This is a genomic window from Aeromicrobium marinum DSM 15272, from assembly GCF_000160775.2.
GTDB classification, from domain to species: Bacteria; Actinomycetota; Actinomycetes; order Propionibacteriales; family Nocardioidaceae; genus Aeromicrobium; species Aeromicrobium marinum.
Genome location: NZ_CM001024.1, coordinates 2,148,642 through 2,174,125, shown reverse-complemented (window position 1 = coordinate 2,174,125; position 25,484 = coordinate 2,148,642). Strand labels below are relative to the sequence as shown.

Here is a 25,484-nt window from a genome sequence, read left to right as displayed (position 1 = left end):
GTCCCCTCGCTTCGCTCACAGTCCTCGCAGAGCTCGTCCTTGGGGACCGCGATCGTGCCCGGGCTCACCGGGCAGCCCGCTCGGCGAGGAGGTCGGCGAGGAGGCGTTCGCGGTGCCAGGCGGGGGTGCCCCACGCCGACTGCAGCGCGCGGATGCGTAGCAGCCACCGGCTGAGGTCGTACTCCTGGGTGTACCCGATGGCCCCGTGCACCTGCAGGCCCACCCGGGCGGCGAGCCGGGCGGCGTCGGCGCACTGGATCGCGGCCGCCGACACCGAGCGGGGGGTCAGCTCGACCCCCGCCCCGTCCAGCAGCGGCCGGGCGAAGTCGAGCGCCACGCGCACGTCGGCCAGCTGGTGCTTGATCGCCTGGTAGGAGCCGATCGTGCGCCCGAACTGGGTGCGCTGCGAGACGTAGGCGACGGAGTCGGCCAGCACCCGCTCGCCGGCGCCGAGCAGCTGGGCGGCCGTGGCGAACGCCGCCAGGTCGAACGCCCGGTCGAGGTCGCCGTGGTCGACCGGGTCACCGGCGACGACCTCGACGAGCCGCCGCGACGGGTCCACCGACGTGACCGGCGCCCCGGCCGTGGCCGTGGACAGCGCTCCGCCTGTCACCACGTACACGGTGTCGGCGACGTCGGCGTCGAGGGCGTACGGGACGTGCGGCAGCACGGCCACGGTCGCGATCGTGTCGGTCAGGTCGACGTCGGGGAGCGCCACCGGCAGGTAGGCGGCCGACTCGACCCACGGCCCCGGCACGGCGTGCCGACCGAGGGCCTCGAAGGCGATGCGCACCTCGACGGGCGTGGCCTCGGTGGCCAGGGAGGTGACGCCCAGATCGGCCAGCCGCTTCCACAGGCCGAGCCCGGGCCCGTGCTCGCCCCGCGCCCACGCCCGGTTGGCGGCGACGGTGTCGGACCGGGTCAGGAGGTCGTCGAGCGACCGGGCGAACCCCGTCTGCTCGGTCGTGGGGGTGAACCTCATCGCCCGTCCTCCCTGCGCGGCTCCCGCGGCAGACCCAGGATCCGCTCGGCGACGATGTTGCGCTGGATCTCGTTGGTGCCGGCGTAGATCGGACCGGACAGCGAGAACAGGTAGCCGTCGGTCCACGGCGACTCCGCCTCGGCCTCGGGGCCCAGCAGGTCCAAGGCGGTCTCGTGCAGCGCGGTGTCCAGCTCGCTCCACCAGATCTTGTTGACCGACCCGGCCGCACCGATGTCGCCGCCTCCGGCGAGCTGCGTGACCGTGCCCCACGTGTACAGCCGGTAGGCCTCGGCGCGCACCCAGGCGTCGACGACCGAGGCCGCGGCCGCGGGATCCGGCCGCTCGGCGTGCAGGTCCAGCAGCCGGTCCGCTGCCGCGCAGAAGCGTCCGGGGGAGCGCAGCGACAGCCCGCGCTCGTTGCCGGCGGTGCTCATCGCCACCTGCCACCCGGCACCGGGCGCCCCCAGCACGTCGGCGTCGGGCACGAACACCTCGTCGAGGAAGATCTCGGCGAAGCCGGCCTCGCCGTCGAGCTGGGCGATGGGTCGCACCGTCACGCCGGGGGCGTCCAGGTCGAAGCACACGTAGGTCAGGCCGCGGTGCCGCTGGGCCTCCGGGTCGGACCGGAACAGGCCGAATCCCCGATGGGCGTAGGACGCCCGCGACGACCACGTCTTCTGCCCGTCCAGGACCCACCCGCCGTCGACCTTGCGGGCGGTGGAACGCAGCGACGCGAGGTCCGACCCGGCCTCGGGCTCGGACCACGCCTGCGCCCAGATGGTCTCGCCGGTCGCCATCGACGGCAGCCACCGCTGCTGCTGGTCGACCGTGCCGTGGTCGAAGATGATCGGGGCCAGCAGGAAGATCCCGTTCTGCGAGACCCGTCCGGGTGCGCCGGCGCGGTAGTACTCCTCCTCGAAGATCACCCACTCCACGAGCGAGGCGCCCCGACCCCCGAACTCCTCGGGCCACGACACCACCGACCAGCGGGCGTCGGCGAGCCGGCGCTCCCACTGCTGGTGGGCGGCGAACCCCTCGGCGGTGTCCATCGAGGGCAGTCGCTCGGCGGGGACGTTGGCGGTCAGCCAGGCCCGCGCCTCGTCGCGGAAGGCGAGCTCGTCGGGCGAGAGGTCGAGGTTCACCCGTTGTCCTTCGCGGCGGGGTCCTGGGCCTTGTTGCCCGCGGCCATGCCCTTGGCGTCCAGGCCGCCGAGCGAGTCGCCGCCGACCTCGGCGTTGTGGGCGTGCGCGAAGTGGTGCAGGCCGAACACCGAGTCCATGCCGGCCCGGAGGCCCTGCAGGTCCTCGGCCTGGTTGACGGCCTTCTTGGTCAGGGCCAGGCCGAAGCGCGGCATCTGCGCGATCCGTCCGGCCAGGCCCAGTACGGTGCTCTCCAGCTCGTCGCGCGGCACGACCTGGTTGACCATGCCGAGGGCGAGCGCCCGATCGGCGCTGAACCGGTCGCCGGAGAACAGGAACTCCTTCGCGGCCCGCGGGTTCATGACCCACGGGTGGGCGAAGTACTCGACGCCGGGGATGCCCATGCGCACGACCGGGTCGGAGAAGAACGCGTCGTCGGAGGCGATGATGAAGTCGCACGACCACGCCAGCATGAGGCCGCCGGCGATGCAGGCGCCGTGCACCATCGCGATCATCGGCTTGGGCACCTCGCGCCACCGGCGGCACATGCCGAGGTAGACCTCGGACTCGCGCGCGAACCGCTGGTCGCCACCGGCCTTGTCGGTGTGGTCCCACCAGATGACGGCCTGGCGGTCGAAGGTCTGGTCGACGTCGCGGCCGGGGGTGCCGATGTCGTGCCCGGCGCAGAAGTGCTTGCCGTTGCCGGCCAGCACGATCACCTTGACGTCGTCGTCGTCGGTGGCCCGCTGCAGGGCGGCGTCGATCGCGTACGTCATCTTCGAGTTCTGGGCGTTGCGGTACTCGGGACGGTTCAGGGTGATGCGGGCGACGTGGTCCGTGACCTCGTAGGTGACGACGTCCTCCGTGGGCGGTGTGGCCTCGGTCATCTGTTCTTCCCTTCGTCACGCAGCTCGTTCTTCAGGACCTTGCCGGAGAGGTTCCGCGGGAGCGCGTCGACGAAGACGACCTCGCGCGGGACCTTGAAGTTCGCCAGTCGCTCGCGGGCCGCCTCGACGACGGCCGCCTCGTCCGGGCCGGAGTCGTCGCGGCGGACCACGAACGCCCGGCCGACCTCGCCCAGGCGCGGGTCGGGCATCCCGACGACGGCCACGTCGACGACACCGTCGATGCGGGTGAGCGCCTGCTCGACCTCGGCCGGGTACACGTTGAACCCGCCGCAGATGTACATGTCCTTGAGCCGGTCGGTGATGCGCAGGTGTCCGCGCTCGTCGAGGACCCCCACGTCGCCGGTGTGCAGCCAGCCGTCGGCGTCGACGGCCTCGGCGGTCGCGGCCGGGTCGTCGAGGTAGCCCAGCATCACCTGCTGGCCACGCAGCAGCAGCTCGCCCTCGTGGCCGGCCGGGAGGTGCTCGCCGGTCTCGGGGTGGGCGATCGCCACCTCCATGCCGTCGATGGCACGGCCGCACGTCGTGGCCACGGTCTCGTCGCTGTCGCCGCGGCGGCACATCGTGGCGACGACGCACTCGGTCATGCCGAACGCGGTGATGACCAGGTCGAAGCCCAGCTCGGTCTGCAGACGTTCGACCAGCGACACCGGCACGTTGGCGGCGCCGGTGTTGGCGAACCGCAGTGACGACGTGTCGGTCGAGGCGAAGGCGGGGGACTCCAGCAGGCCGAGGAAGATCGCGGGGGCGCCCGGCACCATCGTGATGCGTTCGGACTCGATCAGCGCGAGGGCCGCCTCGGGGTCGAAGGTGGCCATCGGGTGCAGCGAGCACCCGCGCAGCAGCCCGACGCAGATGCCGACCTTGTACCCGTAGGAGTGGAAGAACGGGCTGATGACCAGGTAGCGGTCGTCGGCGGTGACCTCGCCGATCGCGCTCCAGCTCGCTGCTGCGGCGACGGTCTGGCGGTGGGCGGTCAGCACGCCCTTGGGTCGGCCCGTGGTGCCGGAGGAGAAGAGGATGTCGGCCACGTCGTCGGGGGTCACGGCGTCGGCGGTGACGTCGGCGGCGGCGAGCTCGGCGGCCGAGCTGGCGGCCGCGAGATCGGCCAGGTCGGCGAGGTCGACCACGGTGGTCCCGCCCACCAGCGGTCGCAGGTCGTCGATCTGGGTGCGCCCCAGGAAGCCGTCGGCGACCACGACCAGCTGGGCCTCGGTGCGGCCGACGATGTCGGCGACCTCGTGCGCGGTGTAGCGCGAGTTGGTGGGCACCAGGGTGCCGCCGGCGTAGGTGGCGGCGAGTCCGGCGACGGCCCACTCGATGCTGTTGGGCGCCCAGAGCACCAGCCGGCCGCCGGGCCGCAGCCCGAGCCGGCCGAACGCGGCAGCGGTGCGGCGGACCTGGTCGTGCAGCTCGGTGAAGGTCAGGGTGCGGCCGTCCATGACGTACGCCGGCGCGCTGCCGTGGACCTCGGCGGCCCGGCGTACGAGACCCGGAACGGTGTCGATCACGTCCACATCCTCCGCATAACCAAACAAGTGCTTGGTAGGCTACCTTAGCCGGGGAGTCGTCGAGTCGGAAGGAGCCGGGCATGACCGCAGCAGCTCACGTCGGCCCTGCCGACACCACCGCCGACGCCGCGTTCCGCACCGAGATCCGTGACTGGCTCGCCGAGCACCTCACCGGCGAGTGGGCGGCGCTCAAGGGCCTCGGCGGGCCGGGCCGCGAGCACGAGGCCGTCGACGCCCGTCGCGCGTGGAACCGGCTGCTCGCCGAGCACGGCTGGACCTGCCTCGGATGGCCGGTCGAGCACGGCGGCCGCGGCCTCGGACCGGCCCAGCAGGTCATCTTCCACGAGGAGTACGCGCGGGCCGACGCCCCGCAGACGGTCAACCACCTCGGTGAGCAGCTGCTCGGGCCCACGCTGATCGAGTTCGGCACCCCCGAGCAGCAGCAGCGGTTCCTGCCCGGCATCAGGGCGGTCGACGAGCTGTGGTGCCAGGGCTACTCCGAGCCCGGCGCCGGCTCCGACCTCGCGGCGGTCAGCACCCGGGCGGTGCTCGACGAGGGCGACGGCGAGTGGGTGCTGGACGGCCAGAAGGTGTGGACGTCGCTGGCGCACGAGTCGGACTGGATGTTCGTGCTCGCTCGCAGCGAGCCGGGCTCGTCACGCCACCACGGTCTGTCCTTCCTGCTGCTCCCGCTCGACCAGGACGGCGTCGAGATCCGCCCGATCGAGCAGATCACCGGCGGCTCGGAGTTCAACGAGGTCTTCCTCACCGGCGCGCGCACCGCGGCGTCGATGATCGTCGGCGCCCCCGGCGACGGGTGGCGCGTCGCGATGGCGCTGCTGGGGTTCGAGCGCGGCGTGTCCGTGCTGGGTCAGCAGGTCGGCTTCGAGCGGGAGCTGCAGGACCTGCTGGCCCTGGCGCGCGACAACGGCGCCCTCGACGACCCGGTGCTGCGCGACCGGCTCGCCCGGCACAGCGCCGAGTTCGAGATGATGCGGGTCAACGCCGTCCGCTCCCTGACCGCCGCGACGCCCGGCGCCGACAACGTGGCCAAGCTCGTGTGGGCCGGCTGGCACCGGCGACTGGGCGAGCTGGCGATGGAGGTGCTCGGAGCGGGCTCCCTCACCACCTCCGGCGCCACCTACGATCTTGACCGCTGGCAGCGACTCTTCCTGTTCTCCCGTGCCGACACGCTCTACGGCGGCAGCGACGAGATCCAGCGCACCATCCTCGCCGAGCGCGTGCTCGGTCTTCCCAAGGAGGCCCGCGGATGACCGGTCCGGACCCCACGCTGCGTCGACCCGAGCAGCCCACCCCCGACTACGTGCCGGGGCACGACCTGCTGGCCGGGAGAGTCGTGGTGGTGACCGCCGCCGCGGGCGCCGGCATCGGCGCGGCCGTGGCCCGCCGGGCGCTCGAGGAGGGTGCGCGTCTGCTGGTCATCAGCGACACCCACGAGCGTCGCCTCGCCGAGGCCCACGAGACGCTGGCCGCGGAGTTCGGCGCCGAGCGGGTCCGGTCGCTCGTGGTCGACGTGACCGACGAGGCCCAGGTGCAGGCGCTGCTGGACGTCGCGGACGAAGGCGGCGGGGTCGACGTCATGATCAACAACGCCGGTCTCGGCGGCACGGCCGACGTGCTGGAGATGACCGACGACGAGTGGTCGCGGGTCCTCGACATCACCCTCACCGGCACCTTCCGCTGCGTGCGGGCCGCCGGCAACCGCATGCGGGAGGCCGGTACCCGCGGCGTGATCGTCAACAACGCCTCGGTCATCGGCTGGCGCGCGCAGGAGGGCCAGGCGCACTACGCGGCGGCCAAGGCCGGCGTGATGGCGCTGACCCGGTGCGCCGCGCTCGACGTGGCCCCGCACGGCATCCGGGTCAACGCCGTGGCACCGTCGTTGGCGATGCACCCGTTCCTGGCCAAGGTCACCAGCGACGAGCTGCTCGACGAGCTCAAGCAGCGCGAGGCCTTCGGGCGCGCGGCCGAGCCGTGGGAGGTGGCCAACGTGATGGTGTTCCTGGCATCCGGCTACTCCTCGTACCTCACCGGCGAGGTCGTCTCGGTGTCGAGTCAGCGGGCCTGAGATGACCCAGTCGAGCGTGCGTCCCCCCAGCTCCAGCCGCCGTGACGAGCTGCTGCAGATCGCGGCCGAGCTGTTCGCGACCCAGGGGTTCAAGAACACCACGGTGCGCGACATCGCCGACGCGGCCGGCATCCTGAGCGGTTCGCTGTACCACCACTTCGACTCCAAGGAGTCGATGGTCGACGAGATCCTCTCGACCTTCCAGGAGGAGCTGTTCGGCCGGTACGCCGAGATCCTCGCCGGCGACGCCGACCCGCGCGCCAAGCTGGAGGCCGCCGTGCGGGTGTCGTTCGAGGCGATCCACCAGCACCGCAACGAGGTCGCGATCTTCCAGAACGAGGCGGACCACCTCGGCACCTTCGAGCGGTTCTCCTACCTCGCCGAGCGCAACCAGCAGTCCCGTGAGGTGTGGTTGACGCTGCTGGGCGAGGGAATCGCCTCCGGGGCGCTGCGGCCCGACCTCGACGTGGAACTGGTGCACCGCTTCATCCGCGACACCGTGTGGGTCGCGGTGCGTTGGTACCGCCCCGGCGGCAAGCGCAGCCACCACGACGTGGCCGACCAGTACGTGTCCATCCTCCTCGACGGGATCACCACATGACCGCCTTCGGTCCCCAGGGAGGCCGCCCGCGGCCGACCGTGAGCGGAGCGAGGGGACACCACGCACCCACGAAGTCTTACCGTCTCCCACCCCTCCCGAGGACACAGCCATGACCGCATCCACTGCCTACATCGTCGACGCCGTCCGCACCCCGGTCGGTCGCCGCGGCGGCTCGCTCGCCTCGATGCACTCCGCCGATCTCGGCGGTCACGTGCTGAGCGCCCTGATGGACCGCACGGGCGTCGACCCGGGCGCCGTCGACGACGTCATCATGGGGTGCTGCGACACCATCGGCTCCCAGGCCGGCGACGTCGCCCGCACCGCCTGGCTGGTGGCGGGGCTGCCCGACCACGTGCCCGGCGTGACGATCGACCGCCAGTGCGGTTCGTCCCAGCAGGCGGTGCACTTCGCAGCGCAGGGCGTCATGTCCGGCACCCAGGACCTGGTCGTGGCCGGTGGCCTGCAGAACATGAGCGCCATCCCGATCTCGGCCGCGATGCTCGTGGCCGACCAGTACGGGTTCACGACCCCGTTCGCGGAGTCGCCCGGCTGGCAGGCGCGGTACGGCGCCCAGGAGGTCAGCCAGTTCCGGTCGGCCGAGATGATCGCCGAGAAGTGGGCCATCTCGCGCGAGCGGATGGAGGAGTTCGCCCTGGCCTCCCACGAGCGCGCCCGCACGGCGATCGCCGAGGGGCGGTTCGACGCCGAGATCGCCCCGGTCGCCCTCGCCGACGGGCAGGCCTTCACGACCGACGAGTGCCCGCGCGAGACCTCGCTGGAGAAGATGGCCGGCCTGCAGCCGCTGGCGCCGGACGGCCGCATCACCGCGGCGGTCGCCTCGCAGATCAGTGACGCGGCCAGCGCCGTGCTCGTCGCGTCCGAGCAGGCGGTGCGCGACCACGGACTCACCCCGCGGGCCCGGGTGCACCACCTCTCGGTGCGGGCCGACGACCCGATCTGGATGTTGACCGGACCGATCAACGCCACCCGGCACGCCCTCGACAAGGCCGGGATGACGGTGGCCGACATCGACCTGTTCGAGTGCAACGAGGCGTTCGCGTCGGTCGTGCTGGCGTGGATGGCCGAGCTCGACGTGCCCCACGACAAGGTCAACGTCAACGGTGGTGGCATCGCCCTGGGGCATCCGATCGGCGCCACCGGCACCCGGATCATGACGACGCTCCTGAACGAGCTGGAGCGCACCGGCGGCCGCTACGGTCTGCAGACCATGTGCGAGGGCGGCGGCCAGGCCAACGTCACCATCATCGAAAGGCTCTGACATGGCGGTCTCCGGCAGCACCGAGTTCGACGTCGCGGCGACCCCCGAGCAGGTGATGGACGCGGTCGCGGCGATCGAGGACCTGCCCCAGCGGTCCGGCTCCCACAAGTCGGCCGTGGTCGAGTCGCGTCACGACGACGGCCGGCCGCACCGGGTCGTCGCCGAGGTCGCGGCGGCCGGGCTCACCGACACCGAGGTCACCGAGTACACGTGGGACGGGCTCGACTCCGTCTCGTGGACGCTGGTCAAGAGCGCGGTGCAGTCGGAGCAGAACGCCACCTACACGCTGACGCCGACCGCCACCGGCACGCACGTGCGGTTCGACCTCGAGATCGGCGTCAAGGTGCCGCTGCCGGGGTTCGTGGTGAAGAAGATCCTCAAGGGCGCCCTGACCACCGGCAGCAAGGACTTCGCGAAGTACGTCGAGTCCCGCTGACCAGGTGGCGTTCGCCAGCCCGAGGAACGAGGGCGTGAGCGCAGCGAGGCGAACCGTGCGTGAGCGTCGCCTCGGGCTCCGCCCTCACGGTCGCTGCGCTCCCTGGCGAACGCGGGGTGGGTGTTCGCCAGCGACGAACTCTGCGAGGAGCGTGAGCGCAGCGAGGCGAACAGACGCGAGTTTGTGGTCCCTAGCGACGAGCTCTGCGAGGAGCGTGAGCGAAGCGAGGCGAACAGACGCGAGTTTGTGGTCCCTAGCGACGAGCTCTGCGAGGAGCGTGAGCGAAGCGAAGGGACCCCCAGGTGAGGGGTGGGTTCGCCTCGGGCTTCGCCCTCACGGTCGCTGCGCTCCCTGGCGACCAAGGGGGTGTTCGCCAGCGACGAGCTCTGCGAGGAGCGTGAGCGCAGCGAGGCGAACAGACGCGAGTCGTGAAGCGAAGGGACCCCCACGAGCAGGGGTTCCTCCCTGCCATTTGAGGGAAAAGGCAGTGTCAGTGGTGGCGGCTAGGTTGGGATCATGTTCGAGGACGTTGATGCCACGGGGGTGTTGGCGGCGGTGCGCGCCCACGACCATGCGTCGGCGCCGTTGCATGAGGGTGGTGCGTCTCGGGTGGATGCGATCGGGGCGTTGGACCGGCTGATCCGTGCGGCGCAGGCTGAGCAGGTGCGGCAGATCCTGGGCCTGTATGAGGCGCGGAGCCTGGCGATGGGGATCGGTCGTGGTGACGCGTCGGTGTCCGCGGTGGGTGAGGTGTCGTTGGTCCGGGCGATCAGTCCGGGAGCGGCGGGCAACCAGTTCACGTTCGCGCTGGGCCTGGAGTCGCTGCCGGGGGTGTTCGACCTGTTCGGTCGCGGGGTGATCCCGGAGTCGGTGGCGCGGGCGGTGGTGCAGGAGACCAAGAGGTTGGGGCCCGATGACCGGGTGCTGATCGATGCGGAGCTGGTGAAGGTGTTGCCGGGGTTGACCCCGGGCAGGGCTCGCAAGGCCACCCGCCGGTTGGTGATCCGGATCGATGCCGAGGCCGCGAAACAGCGGGCCGAGCGGGCGCGGGCGGATCAGCGGGTGTCGTTGTTCCCCGATGCTGACGGGGTCGCGGTGCTGGTGGTGCGGGGTCCGGCCGAGCAGCTGGTCGCGGTCCACGAGGCCCTCGACTCCTGGGCCACCGGCCTGCGCGCCACCGGCGACACCCGCACCCGTGGTCAGATCATGTGCGCAACATTGGTCGAGCGGGTCACCGGTGTCAGGCATGCCGACACGATGGATGTGGAGATCGGGTTGGTGCTGGACGCCAAGACCCTGCTGGGTGACGGCACGACCGCCGAGCTCGCCGGGTACGGGCCGATCTCACCGGATGTCGCGGACGAGATCATCGCCCGCGCCCACAAGCGGTCCGTCCGCCGCCTGTTGACCGACCCGGTCGACGGCACCCTGGTCGGCCGCGACCCCCGCCGGCGGCACTTCGACGGCCCCCTCGCCGGGCACATCAAGGCCCGCGACCGGCACTGCCGGCAGCCTGGGTGTGAGTGCAAGATCCGCGACCTGGACCACGTGATCGACTACCAGGCCGGTGGCCCGACCACCGAAGCCAACGCCCAAGGACTCTGCAAGCGGTCCCACACCATCAAGCACCAACCCGGCTGGTCCGTCCGCTCCGACGGCAGAGCCACGATCTGGCGCACCCCCACCGGCCACGAATACCGATCAGACCCACCACCCCTCCTCGGCCACCTCCGCCAATAGGGGCGGTCGACCCAGCAGGTACACACAGGCGGGCTTACCGAGAAATTGTTAATGTACCTACATGATTCGGACCGCGGTGTACCTCCGCATCTCCCAAGACCGTGCGGGCGACGGCACAAGTATCGATCGCCAGCGGCAGGACTGTCTGGCTCTCGCGAGTTCGCGAGGCTGGACCGTGGCGGGTGAGTTTGTCGATCGCGATGTGTCGGCGTACTCCGCGAAGCCCCGCCCTCAGTTCGAGGCGATGGTGTCGGCTATTGAAGCCGGAGAGTTCGACGCGCTCTTGGCGTACCACCCGGATCGGCTCATGCGGCGTCCTATCGATCTTGAACGCCTTGTCCACGCGTGCACGGTGGCCGATACGCGACGGATTGCGACCGTCGTCGGTGACACCAACCTGGGTGACGGCGATGGATTGGCGATGCTTCGAATGTTGGCGCTGTTCTCCGCGCACCAGTCAGATACTGCGGCACGCCGGATCAGGCGCAAGAACGATGAGCGTGCGGCAGCCGGCCTGCCCCACGTTTCGGGTGAGCGCGCCTACGGGTACGAGTTGGACCGGATGACGGTTGTTGAGTCCGAGGCAGCGGTCATTCGTGAAGCGGCCCGGAGGTTCCTGGCAGGTGAGTCGTTGGTGTCGATCGCCGGGTGGCTTCAAGCCGACGGGGTGAGGACCGCTACCGGGATGAACGAGTGGCGCACTCCGACTTTGCGGAACCTGTTGAAGTCTCCCCGGATCGCCGGGCTGCGCGAGCATCGGGGCGAGGTCGTGGGTGATGCGGCGTGGCCGGCGATCATCACCAGGGCGGAGCACGAGCAGATCGCCGCACGGTTGGCGGAGTCCGCGGCGACCAACCGCAGATCGCCGCGGCGCTACCTTCTCTCCGGGCGGGTGTTCTGCGGTCTGTGCGGGACCAAGATGTACTCCTCGCCGGACGGCGGTCGGCGCAGGTATGGGTGCAGGAAGGGTCCGGATTTCGGCGGTTGCGCGAAGATCTTCATCAATGCCGAACCGTTGGAAGCGTTCATTGTCCGGGCGGTCCTGACACGCCTCGACGCCCCGGAGACCAGGGCCGCGATCCAGCAGACGTTGGTGCCCGACAGTGAGCACGCGACTCTGGCTGATGAGTTGGCGACGTTGCAGGCCCAGCAGGACGAGCTCGTGGAGATGTGGACCACCCGGAAACTCACGAGCCGCGAGTGGACGAAGGCGCGCGACGGGCTTGAACCCCGAGTCGAGTCAGTTCGGCGCCGGTTGGCACGGTTCAGCACGGGAACGGGACTCGCTGACTTCACTGGAAGGCCGGGGAGTCTGCAAGACGCGTGGGAGGCACCCGACATGACCTTGCAGCGCCAGGCGGCCGTGATCGGCGCGATCCTCAGCCGGGTCGTGATCCACCCCGCGAAGGCACGAGGTCGTCAGGTCGACCTGTCTCGTATCGAACCGCATTGGATCGTCTGACCGGGTGACCGCCACCGCTGGGAGCGGCGGCGGTCCGAGGTCGTGTCCGGGTCGGGCGGCGCTCCCGCTCCGCTGGGGTGCGGCGCCCGGCCCGGCCCCGCCCGGCGGCCCGTCACCACTACCCAGTCGATCGTGGCCCGACAGGATCGTGCCGTTGTGTGGGTGAGTCTGGCGGCGGTGGCGGTGGTCGCCCCTCCACCCGCCGCAAACCCCGCGGCGCGCGGAGCCTCTGCGACCCCGAGATCCCACCACCCCCGCCACCAGCCTCACCCGGCACGCTTCAGCAACACGGCAAGCCGCTTCAAGGCTTCGGGATCGGTGACAGCCACCGGGACGCCCTGGGACTCGCACGAGGCACGGAGCCACGTATCGAACTCCTCATCAGGATCACGGCGGTTCAGGTCCATTGGACCCACCTGGCAGGAGGTCCCTGCCAGTCCTCCGTCTCGGCCGACGACCAGAACCGTGCCGGAAGCGCACCGCCCATGAGGTCGATAGATCGCTCGAGTGCCTCGTCATCGCTGGTGGCGGTGAATCGAACCGCACGAGGTTGGAACCCCTGGGCGACCTCGTACCGGTGCCGGCCGCCCAGGTCTTCTGAGTCGAAGGTCTTCGCGACGTACTTCGACAGGTACCGAGCTGCGATCCGTGCGCCTTCGACCTTTGGTGCGCCGTGTCGTTGACCGGTGATCCGCTTGATCGACACGAACCCGCGGCCCCACACGTCCTCGATCAGCCGGTGACGCACGAACGTATTCACGGCGAAGTGCAGGTGCAGTCCATGGCCGGACTCGTGCCACTCTGGAACCCACACGTAGGGCAGCGGCTTGTCCTCGAGCGCGCCCCTCAGCCCCCGGAAGAACTCAGCCACATCAGCACGCGCCTGAGCCGGATCATGACAACCCGCTCCCCGATAGGTGAGCGTGCCGAACCGATCGAGCCGATTCGCAGCCGCGTAACGGCGGATCTTAGAACGAGCGCGGCGAGCGGCCTCAGCATGTGAGCGCGCAGGATCTCTGGCGAAGCCGGGCGGCACGTACCGACGTGGGGCACGCAATGACGACTGGAAGGACCAGCCAGCCTCGCCGGCTTCGGGGTAGAGGGTGAGACGCCAACCGGCGTCGGGGGTCGACAGAAAGGAAGAACTCACGGGGAACCTGCTTGGGCGCGTCGGGATAGGACCCGATCTGCAAGGGCTCAGTCCAGGCCCTCACTTCGCCAATGGCGGCGCGCCGCCCCGCGATCAATATGTGTCCGGATGGTCCTCTGCCCCGCTCATTGGGACTTGCGCTAGGTCTGAGGAGACGACCTTCTTTAGGTGTGCGCGGCTGGATCGACAACCGCTTCCGGCTTCCACCAACGAAAATACATCTATGTCATTCAAAACGGAAGAGCAGAATTCGGAACGAGTTATGTTGCAGTATCAAGTCAAGGGCGGCCCTACGGGCCGCCTGTTCGACCCGCGGTCTGGACTACGCGCCTTGTAGCGCACAGAAGCGTCCGCCGGTCTAGCGATACACCCTGCCGTGTTTGACCTCTGGTCAGGCGAAGCGTCAGAGTCCGAAGGCTCCGCCGCTGTAGAGGATGACCAGGCCTAGGCCGATAAGTACGGCTGGGAACAGGATGTGCTCCCAGCGTTCGAGGACTTCTCCGATCCCGGGTCGGGTGGCGACGAACCTGGCCGCGAGCACCAAGACGGAGACGAGGACGAGAAAGACGACGCAGTAGGCGGCCGTCGCGGCGGGCCCCACGTTCAAGAAGACGGGGACGTAGACGCCGATGTTGTCGCCGCCGTTGGCGAAGGTGACGGCGGCGACGGTCCACACGGCGACGGACTTATTGGCGACCTTCGCGTCGTCGTCGTCATCATCGCGCAATGCCTGCCATGCAGCCCAGAGGCCGAGGATGAGCGGGATGAGGCCGAAGTAGGGGATTGCAGTCTCGGGCAAGAAGGCCCCAGCACCGAGCGACACAAGCACTGCCGCGGCGAGGATGCCAGCGAACCCCACGTACTGTCCGGCCAGGATGCGCAACGTGGTTCCAGGCCGTCCCGCTCCTCTGGCGAAGAAGAGCGACAGCACGATGATGTCGTCGATGTTGGTGGCAATGAACAGGCCGATGGCCTGCGCGGAGGAGGTGAGCATCAGGCACTAGCTCCCTGGGAGCCACATCCGGGCAGGACGCACTCTTTGTCGATGCAGGGCGCGCTGTCGTCAACCGCGAGGGTGACGTCGATGAGCGCAATGAGAGACCCGGCGAGGTGCGGGTCGGCGACGGCGTAGCGCGTGTGTCGGCCTTCGGGTTCGGCTACGACGATCCCGCAGTCACGCAGACACGCGAGGTGGTTCGACACGTTGGGCCGGGTCAGGTCCAGGTCGCGGGCGAGGTCACCGGGGTAGGCGGGGCCCTCCAGCAAGGCCATGAGTAGGCGCGAGCGCGTGGGGTCGGCCATCGCTCGGCCCAATCTATTCATCACGTCAAGACGTTCCGCAATGGTCAGCACCGGCTGAACAATACACCATCCACTGAACATTATCTACCGCGGCGGGTGGCAGCGTGGGGTCGCCGAAACTTCCGGGGAATCCACGTGCCCAAGGGGTGAGAGTGGGGTCAGATGCCCGTTGGCTTGATCGACCGTCGCTGGTGTACCCCCTTGCGCCCTAGCCATGAGTGACACCAGGAACCCCGCGTTCTGCCGTGCGTCAGGCCCACCGGAACACGCCGCGGACCGGACGGCGAAGAACGGAAGATGGACGGCTTGGCCGAGAAAAGTACAGGTACATTGAGAGTTTGTGGCTTTGCTCGCCTAGGTCCCCAGAAGCCGATCCAGTTCGCGCGGCCAGTGGCCGTGCTCGAGCCCGGTCCCCATCAGTCCGTCGCGCCAGTCGATGCGCAGCAAGGCGATGCTTTGCCTGAAGTCGTCGTAGTCCCCGGCTGCCGGCAGCACCGCGCACGCCTGCAGCCGCTCGGTGTTCTGGCTCTCGCCGAGCGGGAGCGACTCCGGGATGTCGGCGAGATCGTCCAGCACCCGTTCGGCGTCGGACGGTGAGAAGTCCGCACGGATCCGTGCGCTCAGTCTGGTCGACACCGGTGCCATCAGCCGATGATCGCACCCAGCCCCCTGTCGGCGCCGGGGCTCCCTACACGTCCCAGCCCTCGGGTGACTGCGGATGGAACATCGCGTCGGTGCCGCCGTCGGCGTAGACGACCGAGCCCACCATCAGGCTGTTCGCGTCCGACAGCATGAACGCGATCAGCTGCGCGACCTCGTCGGCGCGGCCCAGACGGCCGAGCGCCGTGGGGTAGGCCTCCACGAGCGGCCCGATCTCGGGATCGGCGAGGAGGCGGTCGGTCATCGGCGAGGCGATCATGCCCGGGGCCACGGCGTTGAGCCGGATCCCGCACCCGATCCACTGCTCCGTGATGCCCTCGCGTCGGGCCCACCACGCGAGCGCGGCCTTCGTCGCCGGGTAGACCATGACCGACTCGACCTGTGCCGCGTCGGCCCGGGCAGCGGCCTCGTCGCCGGTCAGGCACAGGTCGGCCACCGAGGCGCGCCACCCCGGCATGCCGGTGATCGAGTTCGAGGCGAGCAGGACGACCGCGGACGACCCGGCCGCTGCCAGCTGCGGCTGCAACCCGCGCACCAGCTCGACCGCGCCGAAGAAGTTGACCGACACGACGAGCGCCGCGTCGACCCCGGTCGAGCCGGCGATCCCGGCGCACGGCACCACGCCGTGCACGACGTCGGTGAGCTGCTGCACGCCCGCCACCGCGACCGCCCGGCCCTCGGCGGTCGACAGGTCGGCCACCACGTCGGCGTCGCGCAGGTCGACCGTGATCACCCGTCCGCCCTGCTCGCGCAGCAGGGCTGCGGTCGCGGCGCCGATCCCGCTCGCGGCCCCGCTGACGACGTACGTCCTCACGAGTCCTGGATCCGGATCAGACCGGCCAGGGTCGCGATGTACGCCGTGCCGTCGGGGCCCAGGTAGATCGCCGCGTAGTGGTTGTTCCACTGGATTCCGGTGCCCATCAGCCGGCTCCAGACGGTCTTGCCGGTGCGGATGTCGATCGCCGTGAAGTACCAGGCGTCCACGGCGTTGCCGAGCATCGAGGGCAGCTTCGGCTTGGTGTACGCGTAGAGGAGTCCGTTGCCCAGCGAGGCCTTCGGCACCGAGCTCGGCGCGATCGAGCTGTTGGTCCAGGCGACCCGGCACCCGTCGTCCTCGACCATCACGCGGGCCAGACCGGGCGTCGACGTCTTGCCGAGGATCGTCGTCGTCGGACCGCCGTAGCCGTAGTTGTTCTCGATGATGAACGAGTTGCCCGCCGCCACGAGGCTGTTCTCGGTCGTGCTGGCGCCGCTGGTGAGCACCGGCTGGGTGCAGTGCAGGCGGTCGCTCACCCCGGCCCGGCGGTCGTACACCAGGATGTTGGTCTGCGGGTCGGCGTTGTCGTTGATGGCGACCCACCGGTCACCGAGCAGGGTCGGGGTCGTGCCCGAGCCCTGCGACAGGTTGCCCGGCTTCTGGATCGATCCGCGGTCGTAGACCTCGCGCCAGGTGACCTCCGGCAGGCCCTCGGCCGTCGCGTCCAGCCGGTACAGCGCGTGCGTCGAGACGACGTACATGCCGCCGGTCTCGTCGGTGGACACCGAGTTGGTGACCTCCTCGCCCTCGGGCAGCTGCATCACCTGCACCGTGCCCGTGGCGCGGTCGAGGGTGCCGACGCGGCCGGCCTGGGAGAAGAACCACAGGCGGCCGTCCCAGTCGGGCATGGTCGCGATCAGGCAGTCGTCGGCCGCCAGGTGCTCGGCCAGCGACCACTCCTGCTCCTTGACCAGGCTTCCGTCGGCCTGCACCCGGATCTTCTGGACCGTCTTCTCGCCCGTGGTCGGGTAGGCCACGTCGTCGGCGTCGAGGAAGAAGTACGTCCCGCCGCAGATGTCGGTGAAGGGGTTGGCGCTCGTCGCCAGGTTGCGCGCCGAGGTGCGCAGCTCCGAGACCGGTCGCAGTGTCACCGGGTCGATCACCATCATGGCGAAGCCCTCGAGGCCGCCGCAGAGACCGACGATGCGTCCGCGGGAGTCGAACGCGATGGTGGCGCACTCGCGGATGCCGTACGACGCCGACGTCACGCGCAGGTTCCGGCCCAGCGGCCCGCTCACCCGGTAGGCGTCGGACGCGTACGCGTCGTTGTGCATCGTGTTGGTGCCGTCGGGCGACAGCCAGGGGCTCTGGGGGATCGGCGGGTGCTCGATCGGCTGTGCCGTCGCCGCTGACCCCACGAACCGCGGCGCGAACAGGTCGGTCGGCAGCGACGGGATCGGCAGCCCCGAGATCGCGGGGATCGGTGGCAGCGTCACCGACCCGGACGTGGTGGCGGAGCTCTGTGACCCCGCGAAGGTCATCGCGGTCAGCAGGACGGTTCCGGCGAGCAGGCTCGTGACACGGCGCATCGACCGACTGTAACCGGATGGTTACGTTGCTGGCTAGACTGTGCGCATGACGAGTTCATCGGCGGGCCGGCCCCGGGGGCGTGACCAGGTGCGGTCCGCGGTGCTCACCGCCGCGAGCGAGCTGGTGGCCGAGCGCGGGCCCGACCGCTTCTCCGTGCGCGACATCGCCGAGCGGGCCGGCGTCAACCACGCGTTGGTGCACCGGCACTTCGGCACCAAGGCCGACGTGATGGAGCAGATGCTCGCGGCCGACGCGCGGGTCGTGGTCGACGCGATCCTTGGGTCGGGCCTGCCGACCGACGGTGAGGCCACCCCGTCGGTCGTGGCCGACCTGCTCGACCTGCTCGCCGCGCGGCCGTCCTACTGGCGTACCCTGGTGCAGGCGGTGCTCGACAGCCCCGAGGCGGCACTGCCGGGCACGGCCTCCACGACGGCACTCTTCTCCGACCTGTGGGCCGGCGGCGACGCCGACCGCGCCACGTCCACCTCGGTGGCGGGCATCACCGCCCTCGGGTGGTTGATCTTCGGTCCCTTCATGGCCGAGTCGACCGGTGCCGACCCGGCCGACGTGCGCCGCGCGGTCGCGGAGCAGATGGCGGCCCTGCTCACCCCTCCGTCGTAAGGGGTCCGCCCCGACCGGGTCCTTGCGGATCCGGGCTGAGACTGTAAAACTAGAACATGTTCTATTCCTGGGAGCTCCCGTGGTGACGCGGACCCACGAGCTCACCGACCTCGACATGCTCGAGGCCGAGGCCGTGCACATCTTCCGCGAGGTCGCGGCCACCATCGAACGTCCGGCGCTGCTGTTCTCCGGCGGCAAGGACTCCGTCGTGATGCTGCACGTGGCGACCAAGGCCTTCTGGCCGGCGCCCGTGCCGTTCCCGGTCATGCACGTCGACACCGGCCAGAACTTCGACGCCGTCCTGGAGTTCCGGGACCGCACCGTCGAGCAGCACGGTCTGCGGCTGGTCGTCATGAGCGTGCAGGACGACATCGACGCCGGCCGGGTCACCGAGATCGGCGGACCGCTCGGGCCGCGCAACACCCTGCAGACCGCCGCCCTCCTGCGCGGCATCACCGAGCACCAGTTCGGCGCGGTGTTCGGCGGTGCCCGCCGCGACGAGGAGAAGGCCCGCGCCAAGGAGCGGGTGTTCAGCTTCCGCGACGAGTTCGGTCAGTGGGACCCCAAGAACCAGCGTCCCGAGCTGTGGAGCCTGTACAACGGCCGGCACCGCAAGGGCGAGCACATGCGGGTGTTCCCGCTGTCGAACTGGACCGAGCTGGACATCTGGAACTACATCGTCCGCGAGGAGATCGAGCTGCCCGACCTCTACTACGCCCACCGGCGCACCGTCGTGGAGCGCGACGGCATGCTGCTGGCGGTCAACCGGTTCATCGAGCCCGGTCCGGGCGAGACCCCGTTCGAGGCCCAGGTCCGGTTCCGCACCATCGGCGACGCCACCTGCACCGGATGCGTGGAGTCGGCGGCCGACACCCCGCGCGCCGTCGCCGAGGAGGTCGCCGCCTCCCGGGTGACCGAGCGCGGCGCCACCCGCGCCGACGACCGCATCTCCGAGGCCGGCATGGAAGACCGCAAGAAGGCGGGGTACTTCTGATGTCGCAGCTCGTCCGCATCGCCACCACCGGCAGCGTCGACGACGGCAAGTCCACCCTCATCGGGCGGCTGCTGTTCGACGGCAAGGCCATCTTCGAGGACCAGCTCGGTGCCGTCGAGGCCGCCAGTGCGGCCCGGGGGCACGAGGGCCCCGACCTCGCCCTGCTGACCGACGGCCTGCGCGCCGAGCGGGAGCAGGGCATCACGATCGACGTGGCCTACCGCTACTTCGCGACCCCCAGGCGCAAGTTCATCATCGCCGACACCCCCGGGCACCTGCAGTACACGCGCAACATGGTCACCGGTGCGTCCACCGCCGACGTCGCGCTGATCCTCATCGACGCGCGCCGCGGCGTGCTCGAGCAGTCGCGCCGCCACGCGTTCCTCGCATCGCTGCTGGGCATCCCTCACCTGGTCGTCTGCGTCAACAAGATGGACCTGGTCGACTACGCGCAAGACCGCTTCGACGACATCCGCACCGAGTTCGCGAGCTTCGCGTCGAAGCTGGAGATCCCCGACCTGACCTTCATCCCCGTGTCAGCGCTCACCGGCGACAACGTGGTCACCAAGAGTGCCGCGATGCCCTGGTACGAGGGGCCGGCGCTGCTCGGCCACCTCGAGGACCTGCACGTGGCCTCCGACCGCAACCTCATCGACGCGCGGCTGCCGGTGCAGTACGTCATCCGTCCCCAAGGGGCCGACTTCCACGACTTCCGTGGCTACGCGGGCACCGTGGCCGGCGGGTCCTTCCGGCCCGGCGACGAGGTGGTCGCCCTGCCGTCGGGCTTCACCAGCACCGTCACCCACGTGTGGGGTCCCGGCGGCACCAAGCTGGAGGAGGCGTCCACCGGGCAGGCCGTGACGGTCGAGCTGGCCGACCAGCTCGACGTCAGCCGCGGCGACATGCTGTGCCGTCCCAACAACCGGCCGACCAGCACCCAGGACGTCGAGGCGATGGTCTGCTGGATGGACGGCGACCTGAGTCTGTCGCCGGACTCGACCTACACGATCCTGCACACCACCCGCGAGACGCGGGCGTCGGTGAAGGACCTGGAGTACCGGCTCGACATCAACACCCTGCACCGCGACCAGGAGGCCACCGCACTCGGCCTGAACGAGATCGGTCGGGTCCGCCTGCGCACCCAGAAGCCGCTGCACCTCGACGCCTACCGGCGCAACCGCGACACCGGCAGCTTCATCCTGATCGACGAGGCCACCCACCGCACCGTCGCCGCGGGCATGATCCTCGGCGCCAGTCAGAACACGGCCAACATCGTGTGGCACAGCGGCTCGGTCACCCGCGAGCAGCGGGCCACGCGCGGCATGACCCTGTGGTTCACCGGTCTTTCGGGCTCGGGCAAGTCGACCGTCGCGGTCGAGGTGGAGCGTCGCCTCGTCGCGTCCGGGCAGCCGGCCTACGTGCTCGACGGAGACAACCTGCGCCACGGCCTGAACTCGGGCCTGGGGTTCAGCCCGGCCGACCGGGCCGAGAACGTGCGCCGGGTGGCGGAGGTCGCACGGCTCATGGCCGACGCCGGGGTGGTCGCCATCGTCTCGCTGGTCAGCCCCTACCGCGCCGACCGGGACGCGGCCCGCGCCCTGCACGACGCCGACGGGCTGTCCTTCCTCGAGGTGTTCATGGACACGCCGTTGGAGATCGCCGAGGCCAGGGATCCCAAGGGTCTCTACGCCAAGGCGCGTACCGGGGAGATTCCCGAGTTCACCGGCATCAGCGCCCCGTACGAGGCACCGCTGCGGCCCGAGCTGCTGCTGCGCCCGACGGACGGTGACGCCGGAGCCCTCGCCGAGATCGTCATCGACCACCTCGAACGCCGGTGACCCGCGACGACGCGGCCTTCGCCGCCGACCTCGCCCAGCAGGCGGGGCAGCTGCTGCTGGAGCTGCAGCGCACCTCGGGGCTCGCCGGCAAGGAGCTCGGGGTGGCGGGCGACGCGCGCTCCGACGAGCTGCTGCTGCGGCTGCTGGCCGAGGGGCGTCCGGGCGACGCGGTGCTGTCGGAGGAGTCGGCTGACACCGACGCCCGACTCTCGGCCGACCGGGTCTGGATCATCGACCCCCTCGACGGCACCCGGGAGTACGGCATGCCGGGCCGCAGCGACTGGGCCGTGCACGTCGCGCTGTGGGAGCGGGGCGTGACCGACCCGGCCATCACGGCCGCCGCCGTGGCACAGCCGGCGTTGGGCACGGTGTACACGACCGACGACCCGGCCGCCGCCGCTGTGCACCGATCGCGACCGATCCTCCTGGTCAGCGCCAGCCGGCCGCCGGAGTTCGCCGCGCCCGTGGCGGAGGCCGTGGGCGGCGACCTGCAGACGATGGGGTCGGCCGGCGCCAAGGCGATGGCGGTGGTGCGGGGCGACGCCGACGCGTACCTGCACGCCGGCGGGCAGTGGGAGTGGGACTCGGCCGCTCCGGTCGGGGTGGCGCTGGCCGCGGGCCTGCACGCCTCGCGGGTCGACGGGTCGCCGCTGACCTACAACGCGGCCCACCCCTACCTGCCCGACCTGCTGATCTGCCGCGCCGACCTGGCCCCCGACCTCCTCGCCGCCATCGCCGCCGCCTGACCGCAGGTCCGTCCTGTGGGGTTCGCCTCGCTGCGCTCACGTCCGCTCGTTCCTCGCGGACTGGCGAACGGGTTCCGCGTTCGCCAGGGAGCGGAGCGACCGTGAGGGCGAAGCCCGAGGCGTTCACTCGCGTGGGGTTCGCCTCGCTGCGGGTTCCGTGGTCGCCAGGGAGCGGAGCGACCGTGAGGGCGAAGCCCGAGGCGACTCACTCACGCCAACGTCTGGGCTACCGCAGGTAGGAGCTCGTGCGGCTGAGCGCTGCCGCCGCCTCGGTCACGATCCGGTCGACCAGCTCCTCGCAGGTGGGGAGGTCGTCGATGACGCCCACCACCTGACCCGACGCGAGCACGCCCGCCGAGGCGTCGCCGTCGACCAGCCCGGCCTTCAGCATCATCGGGGTGTTGGCGGCCAGCGCCAGCTGCCCCAGGGTCCGGCCCTGCTCCTTGCGCATGGCCCGGCCGTCGACGGCCAGCTGCTTCCACGTCATCTGTGCCATCCGCTTGAACTCCAGCGTGCGGCGGGCCGTCGGCAGGAGCGTCCGCAGTCCGGTTCCGCCCTCGACCTGCTCGACCAGGTCGGTGCGCAGCATGCGGTGCGGCATGCCGTCGACCTTCTTGGTCACGACCGTGTCGTCGAGCCCCGCCGCGAGGTAGCGCTGCTTCACGGCGTCGGGCACGCGGCTCTCGGCGGTGAGCAGGAACCGGGTCCCCATGCCGACCCCGGCGGCCCCGTACGACAGTGCGGCGGCGAGCCCGCGGCCGTCGAAGAACCCGCCGGCGGCGATTACCGGGATGTCGACGGCGTCGAGCACCGTCGGCAGCAGCAGCGTCGTGGGCACCGAGCCGGTATGCCCGCCGCCCTCGCCACCCTGGATCATCACGGCGTCGGCGCCCCACGAGGCGACCTTGACCGCGTGCTTGGGCAGGCCAACGCTGGGGATCACGACGATGTCGTGCTCCTTGAGCCGGGCGATCAGCTCGGGCTTGGGCGCCAGGGCGAACGAGGCGACCTTGACCCCGTGCTCGATCAGCAGGTCGCAGCGGGCGGGGGCGTCCGCGGCGTCGGCCCGCAGGTTGACCCCGAACGGGGCGTCCGTGCGGCTCTTGACCTCCACGACCGACTGCTCCAGCTCGGCCAGGGTCATGGTGGCGGACGCGAGGATGCCGAGACCGCCGGCGTTGGCGGTGCCGCTCACGAGGCTGGGTCCGGCGACCCATCCCATGCCGGTCTGCACGACCGGGTGGCGGACCCCGACCAGCTCGGTGAGCGGGGTGGTCAGCAGCGACTCGATCACGACGGCACCTCCCGCTCGCGGATCCCCTTCGGGTCGAGCACCTCGCGGATCAGCACCAGCTCCTCGGCGGTGGGTTCGCGGGTGTCGGGCACGTCGCCGTCCGAGTGGATCTCGCAGCCGCTGGCCTCGCGGACGTCGTCGACGCTCACCCCGGGGTGCACCGACACGAACCGCAGCGTGTGGCCGGGTCCGCCGAGGTCGAAGACACCGAGGTTGGTCACGACCCGGTCGACCCGGTGGAAGCGCGTCGCCGCGGGGCCGGCCGCCTCGGCCCGGGCGTAGCCCACGCCGGAGACGATGTCGACCTGCTCCACGACCACCCGGGGGGAGTGCTTCGGCACCCAGTAGGAGGTGCGGTTGTTGACCGTGTTGCCGGGCGCGCCGCGCACACCGAGCAGCTGCCGGGTGGGCCGGTCCCACGGTCCGATGGCCGAGATGTTCTGGTTGCCGTGCCGGTCGATCTGGGTGGCGCCCATCATCACGTGGCGCTTGCCGTAGGGCACCACGGCCTCCAGCACCAGGCGGAACGGCATCCAGCCCTCCACCAGCTCCGCGGTCTGGCCCAGCGGCGGGGTGCCGCGCAGGATGCGTGCCTCGCCGTCGGTGAGCAGCAGCTGCGGGTTGCTGGTGTTCTTGGCCAGCCGCGCGCCGAGCGTGGGCAGCAGGCCCATGGGGCTGCCCATGATCTCGCCGTCGTCGGCGAAGCAGTCGGCGATCGCGATCGCGCAGTACTCCGAGCGGGTCACGTCGGTCATGCCTGGGCCTCCTCGTGGAACGCGGTGACCGCGGCCTGGTAGGCGGCCTCGTCGCCGGCGAGGAACCGGTCGTGGAACGCGGCCCAGTCCTCCGGGGTCTTCGCGGCGGTGGCGTAGGCCTTCTGGAACCTCTCGTCACGGCTGTACGTCGGCGTGCAGTCGGTGAAGTGCGCGCCGTTCGGCGTCTCGACCACCCCGGTCACCATCGTGCGGTTGAGCAGCAGGCTCTGCAGGGGCGCGTCGACCGTCAGGCCGGCGGTGTCGATGATCTGCTCGGTCGACACGTACGCCTCTCGGGCGGCCATGCAGAACAGGTCGTCGAAGTACGGGTCCGGCCCGAGGTACTGGCCGTTGCCGTGGGCGTCGGCGCGGTTCATGTGCACCAGCGCGACGTCGAGCGTGAGCGCGGGCACGGCCACCAGCTCCTCCTCGGCGTCGTAGGGGGAGCGGACCGTGCGGAGGTCCGGGTCGTGCTCGAGCACCGCCGAACCGAGACCGGCCCGCATCGGCAGGAACGACACCCGTTGGGCCGCGGCGCGCAGGCCGGTCTGGAACATGCCCTCGTCCCACTCACGGAACTGCGCGGTGGCGTCCTGGCGGGCCCGTCCGAACCACGGTTCGAGGGGGATCGAGTCGAGGGTGGCGAACGCGTAGGTGACCCGCGACGCCGTGCCCGCGGCGAGCAGCAGGCCGACGTCGGGTCCGGCGTAGGACACCACGTGCAGGTCACGCAGGCCGCTGCGGGCGATCGCGCGGACCAGGGCCATCGGCTTGCGCCGAGACCCCCACCCGCCGATGCCGACGGTCATGCCGGGCTCGATCCGCGAGACGACCTCGTCGATCGTCAGCTCCTTGCTGGGTGCCTTCACGCCGCGCCCCCTGCCTTGTCGGTCCCCGCGAACGTGTCGCGCAGCTCGTCGCTGACGCCCATCAGGTTGAGCTCCATCGTGAACCCCTGCTCGAAGCGGTAGCTGTGGTTGACGTCGACGGGGTCGATGCCGTTGAGCGCCTCCTTGGCCGCGCGGATGACGCGGCCGTCCTTCGCGGCGATCTCGGCGGCCAGACCCAGGGCCAGGTCGTCCAGCTCGGCCCGGGGCGCGACCGCGTAGACCGACCCGTGCTGGACCAGCTCGGCGGCCGGGATGGTCCGGGCGGTGAAGTACAGGGTGCGCATCAGGTGCTGGGGGACGAGCCGGGCCATGTGCGTCGCGGCGCCGAGCGCACCCTGGTTGACCTCGGGCACCCCGAAGTAGGCGTCGTCGCTGGCCACCACGATGTCGGCGTTGCCGACCAGGCCCACCCCGCCGCCGAGGCAGTAGCCGTTGACGGCCGCGATGACCGGCACGGCGCACTCGTAGACGGCCTTGAAGGCGGCGAAGCAGCCGCGGTTCGCACCGATCAACGCGTCGAACCCGGTGGTGTTCTGCATCTCTTTGATGTCGACGCCGGCGTTGAAGCCCTTGCCCTCGGCCCGCAGCACCACGACCTTCACGGCCGGGTCGGTCGCGGCGACGTCGAGGGCGGCCGCGACGTCGAACCAGCCCTGCACCGGCAGGGCGTTGACCGGTGGATGCTGCATCGTGACGACGAGGATTCCGTCGTCGCGGAGGGTCGACGTGACAGTCATGGCTAC

Annotated in this window: 25 protein-coding genes; 11 read left to right on the top strand and 14 right to left on the bottom strand. The window is 70.6% G+C overall.

Annotation, left to right across the window (positions count from 1 at the left end; translation table 11 throughout):
- Window positions 1-64 precede the first annotated feature (64 nt).
- From HMPREF0063_RS11040 to HMPREF0063_RS11025, 4 genes are read right to left on the bottom strand one after another with little or no spacing between them, the layout of a single operon-like run.
- Window positions 65-982 carry an acyl-CoA dehydrogenase family protein gene (locus HMPREF0063_RS11040; protein ID WP_007078757.1) on the bottom strand — a complete coding sequence of 306 codons (918 nt, stop codon included), beginning with the start codon at window positions 980-982 and terminating at the stop codon, window positions 65-67.
- On the bottom strand, window positions 979-2,124 hold the full coding sequence (locus tag HMPREF0063_RS11035; RefSeq protein WP_007078756.1) for an acyl-CoA dehydrogenase family protein: 1,146 nt from the start codon (window positions 2,122-2,124) through the stop codon (window positions 979-981). Before HMPREF0063_RS11035 ends, HMPREF0063_RS11040 begins: the two co-directional genes overlap by 4 nt.
- A complete protein-coding gene (locus HMPREF0063_RS11030; RefSeq protein ID WP_007078755.1) occupies window positions 2,121-3,008 on the bottom strand; it encodes an enoyl-CoA hydratase in 888 nt (295 codons plus the stop codon). The genes HMPREF0063_RS11035 and HMPREF0063_RS11030 overlap by 4 nt, the downstream gene beginning before the upstream one ends.
- Window positions 3,005-4,537 (bottom strand): AMP-binding protein, encoded by a 1,533-nt coding sequence (locus HMPREF0063_RS11025; protein WP_156794101.1) that lies wholly within the window; start codon window positions 4,535-4,537, stop codon window positions 3,005-3,007. The genes HMPREF0063_RS11030 and HMPREF0063_RS11025 overlap by 4 nt, the downstream gene beginning before the upstream one ends.
- A gap of 80 nt (window positions 4,538-4,617) precedes the next feature.
- On the opposite strand from HMPREF0063_RS11025, the gene HMPREF0063_RS11020 reads away from it, so the two are divergent.
- The 7 genes from HMPREF0063_RS11020 (at window position 4,618) to HMPREF0063_RS10985 (ending at window position 12,144) form a co-directional block, all read left to right on the top strand.
- Complete coding sequence (locus HMPREF0063_RS11020; protein WP_007078753.1) at window positions 4,618-5,811, top strand: acyl-CoA dehydrogenase family protein; 1,194 nt, start codon at window positions 4,618-4,620, stop codon at window positions 5,809-5,811.
- Window positions 5,808-6,626 carry an SDR family oxidoreductase gene (locus HMPREF0063_RS11015; protein ID WP_007078752.1) on the top strand — a complete coding sequence of 273 codons (819 nt, stop codon included), beginning with the start codon at window positions 5,808-5,810 and terminating at the stop codon, window positions 6,624-6,626. Before HMPREF0063_RS11020 ends, HMPREF0063_RS11015 begins: the two co-directional genes overlap by 4 nt.
- 16 nt (window positions 6,627-6,642) lie before the next feature.
- Window positions 6,643-7,227 carry a TetR/AcrR family transcriptional regulator gene (locus tag HMPREF0063_RS11010; protein ID WP_245527706.1) on the top strand — a complete coding sequence of 195 codons (585 nt, stop codon included), beginning with the start codon at window positions 6,643-6,645 and terminating at the stop codon, window positions 7,225-7,227.
- A gap of 109 nt (window positions 7,228-7,336) precedes the next feature.
- The gene (locus HMPREF0063_RS11005; RefSeq protein WP_007078750.1) at window positions 7,337-8,506 is read left to right on the top strand and encodes an acetyl-CoA C-acetyltransferase; all 1,170 of its coding nucleotides are present in this window, start codon (window positions 7,337-7,339) and stop codon (window positions 8,504-8,506) included.
- Between the two features lies 1 nt (window position 8,507).
- On the top strand, window positions 8,508-8,942 hold the full coding sequence (locus HMPREF0063_RS11000; protein WP_007078749.1) for an SRPBCC family protein: 435 nt from the start codon (window positions 8,508-8,510) through the stop codon (window positions 8,940-8,942).
- A gap of 516 nt (window positions 8,943-9,458) precedes the next feature.
- Complete coding sequence (locus HMPREF0063_RS10990) at window positions 9,459-10,682, top strand: HNH endonuclease signature motif containing protein (RefSeq protein WP_007078746.1); 1,224 nt, start codon at window positions 9,459-9,461, stop codon at window positions 10,680-10,682.
- A 61-nt stretch (window positions 10,683-10,743) separates the two neighbouring features.
- Window positions 10,744-12,144: a recombinase family protein gene (locus tag HMPREF0063_RS10985; protein ID WP_050760944.1), complete on the top strand. Its 1,401-nt coding sequence runs from the start codon at window positions 10,744-10,746 to the stop codon at window positions 12,142-12,144.
- Window positions 12,145-12,541: 397 nt separating this feature from the next.
- Here the strand turns inward: HMPREF0063_RS10985 and HMPREF0063_RS16260 are convergent, their stop codons facing one another.
- From HMPREF0063_RS16260 to HMPREF0063_RS10955, 6 genes are all read right to left on the bottom strand, one after another.
- Window positions 12,542-13,294, bottom strand: coding sequence for a rolling circle replication-associated protein (locus HMPREF0063_RS16260; RefSeq protein WP_083788908.1), 753 nt, complete (start codon window positions 13,292-13,294; stop codon window positions 12,542-12,544).
- Between the two features lie 403 nt (window positions 13,295-13,697).
- Window positions 13,698-14,291 (bottom strand): cadmium resistance transporter, encoded by a 594-nt coding sequence (locus tag HMPREF0063_RS10975; RefSeq protein WP_040320243.1) that lies wholly within the window; start codon window positions 14,289-14,291, stop codon window positions 13,698-13,700.
- Window positions 14,288-14,647 (bottom strand): Cd(II)/Pb(II)-sensing metalloregulatory transcriptional regulator CmtR, encoded by a 360-nt coding sequence (gene cmtR / locus HMPREF0063_RS10970; protein ID WP_040320242.1) that lies wholly within the window; start codon window positions 14,645-14,647, stop codon window positions 14,288-14,290. The genes HMPREF0063_RS10975 and cmtR overlap by 4 nt, the downstream gene beginning before the upstream one ends.
- A gap of 303 nt (window positions 14,648-14,950) precedes the next feature.
- Window positions 14,951-15,241 carry a hypothetical protein gene (locus HMPREF0063_RS10965; RefSeq protein WP_007078740.1) on the bottom strand — a complete coding sequence of 97 codons (291 nt, stop codon included), beginning with the start codon at window positions 15,239-15,241 and terminating at the stop codon, window positions 14,951-14,953.
- A 43-nt stretch (window positions 15,242-15,284) separates the two neighbouring features.
- On the bottom strand, window positions 15,285-16,070 hold the full coding sequence (locus tag HMPREF0063_RS10960) for an SDR family oxidoreductase (RefSeq protein WP_007078739.1): 786 nt from the start codon (window positions 16,068-16,070) through the stop codon (window positions 15,285-15,287).
- A complete protein-coding gene (locus tag HMPREF0063_RS10955; RefSeq protein ID WP_007078738.1) occupies window positions 16,067-17,602 on the bottom strand; it encodes an NHL repeat-containing protein in 1,536 nt (511 codons plus the stop codon). The genes HMPREF0063_RS10960 and HMPREF0063_RS10955 overlap by 4 nt, the downstream gene beginning before the upstream one ends.
- A 46-nt stretch (window positions 17,603-17,648) precedes the next feature.
- Between HMPREF0063_RS10955 and HMPREF0063_RS15835 the strand changes: the two genes are divergently transcribed.
- The 4 genes from HMPREF0063_RS15835 to HMPREF0063_RS10935 all read left to right on the top strand — a co-directional run bounded on the left by HMPREF0063_RS15835 (window position 17,649) and on the right by HMPREF0063_RS10935 (window position 21,802).
- Entirely contained in the window at window positions 17,649-18,224 is a 576-nt protein-coding gene (locus HMPREF0063_RS15835; protein ID WP_007078737.1) for a TetR/AcrR family transcriptional regulator, read from the top strand.
- 79 nt (window positions 18,225-18,303) lie between these two features.
- Window positions 18,304-19,218, top strand: a complete 915-nt coding sequence (gene cysD, locus HMPREF0063_RS10945; RefSeq protein WP_007078736.1) for a sulfate adenylyltransferase subunit CysD — start codon at window positions 18,304-18,306, stop codon at window positions 19,216-19,218.
- Window positions 19,218-21,056: an adenylyl-sulfate kinase gene (gene cysC / locus HMPREF0063_RS10940; RefSeq protein ID WP_007078735.1), complete on the top strand. Its 1,839-nt coding sequence runs from the start codon at window positions 19,218-19,220 to the stop codon at window positions 21,054-21,056. The genes cysD and cysC overlap by 1 nt, the downstream gene beginning before the upstream one ends.
- The gene (locus HMPREF0063_RS10935; RefSeq protein WP_007078734.1) at window positions 21,053-21,802 is read left to right on the top strand and encodes a 3'(2'),5'-bisphosphate nucleotidase CysQ; all 750 of its coding nucleotides are present in this window, start codon (window positions 21,053-21,055) and stop codon (window positions 21,800-21,802) included. The genes cysC and HMPREF0063_RS10935 overlap by 4 nt, the downstream gene beginning before the upstream one ends.
- 226 nt (window positions 21,803-22,028) lie before the next feature.
- Here the strand turns inward: HMPREF0063_RS10935 and HMPREF0063_RS10930 are convergent, their stop codons facing one another.
- From HMPREF0063_RS10930 to HMPREF0063_RS10915, 4 genes are read right to left on the bottom strand one after another with little or no spacing between them, the layout of a single operon-like run.
- A complete protein-coding gene (locus tag HMPREF0063_RS10930; protein ID WP_007078732.1) occupies window positions 22,029-23,096 on the bottom strand; it encodes an NAD(P)H-dependent flavin oxidoreductase in 1,068 nt (355 codons plus the stop codon).
- A complete protein-coding gene (locus tag HMPREF0063_RS10925) occupies window positions 23,093-23,851 on the bottom strand; it encodes a CoA-transferase subunit beta (protein WP_007078731.1) in 759 nt (252 codons plus the stop codon). The genes HMPREF0063_RS10930 and HMPREF0063_RS10925 overlap by 4 nt, the downstream gene beginning before the upstream one ends.
- Complete coding sequence (locus tag HMPREF0063_RS10920) at window positions 23,848-24,720, bottom strand: CoA transferase subunit A (protein WP_007078730.1); 873 nt, start codon at window positions 24,718-24,720, stop codon at window positions 23,848-23,850. Before HMPREF0063_RS10920 ends, HMPREF0063_RS10925 begins: the two co-directional genes overlap by 4 nt.
- Complete coding sequence (locus HMPREF0063_RS10915; RefSeq protein WP_007078729.1) at window positions 24,717-25,478, bottom strand: enoyl-CoA hydratase family protein; 762 nt, start codon at window positions 25,476-25,478, stop codon at window positions 24,717-24,719. The genes HMPREF0063_RS10920 and HMPREF0063_RS10915 overlap by 4 nt, the downstream gene beginning before the upstream one ends.
- Window positions 25,479-25,484: the final 6 nt, after the last annotated feature.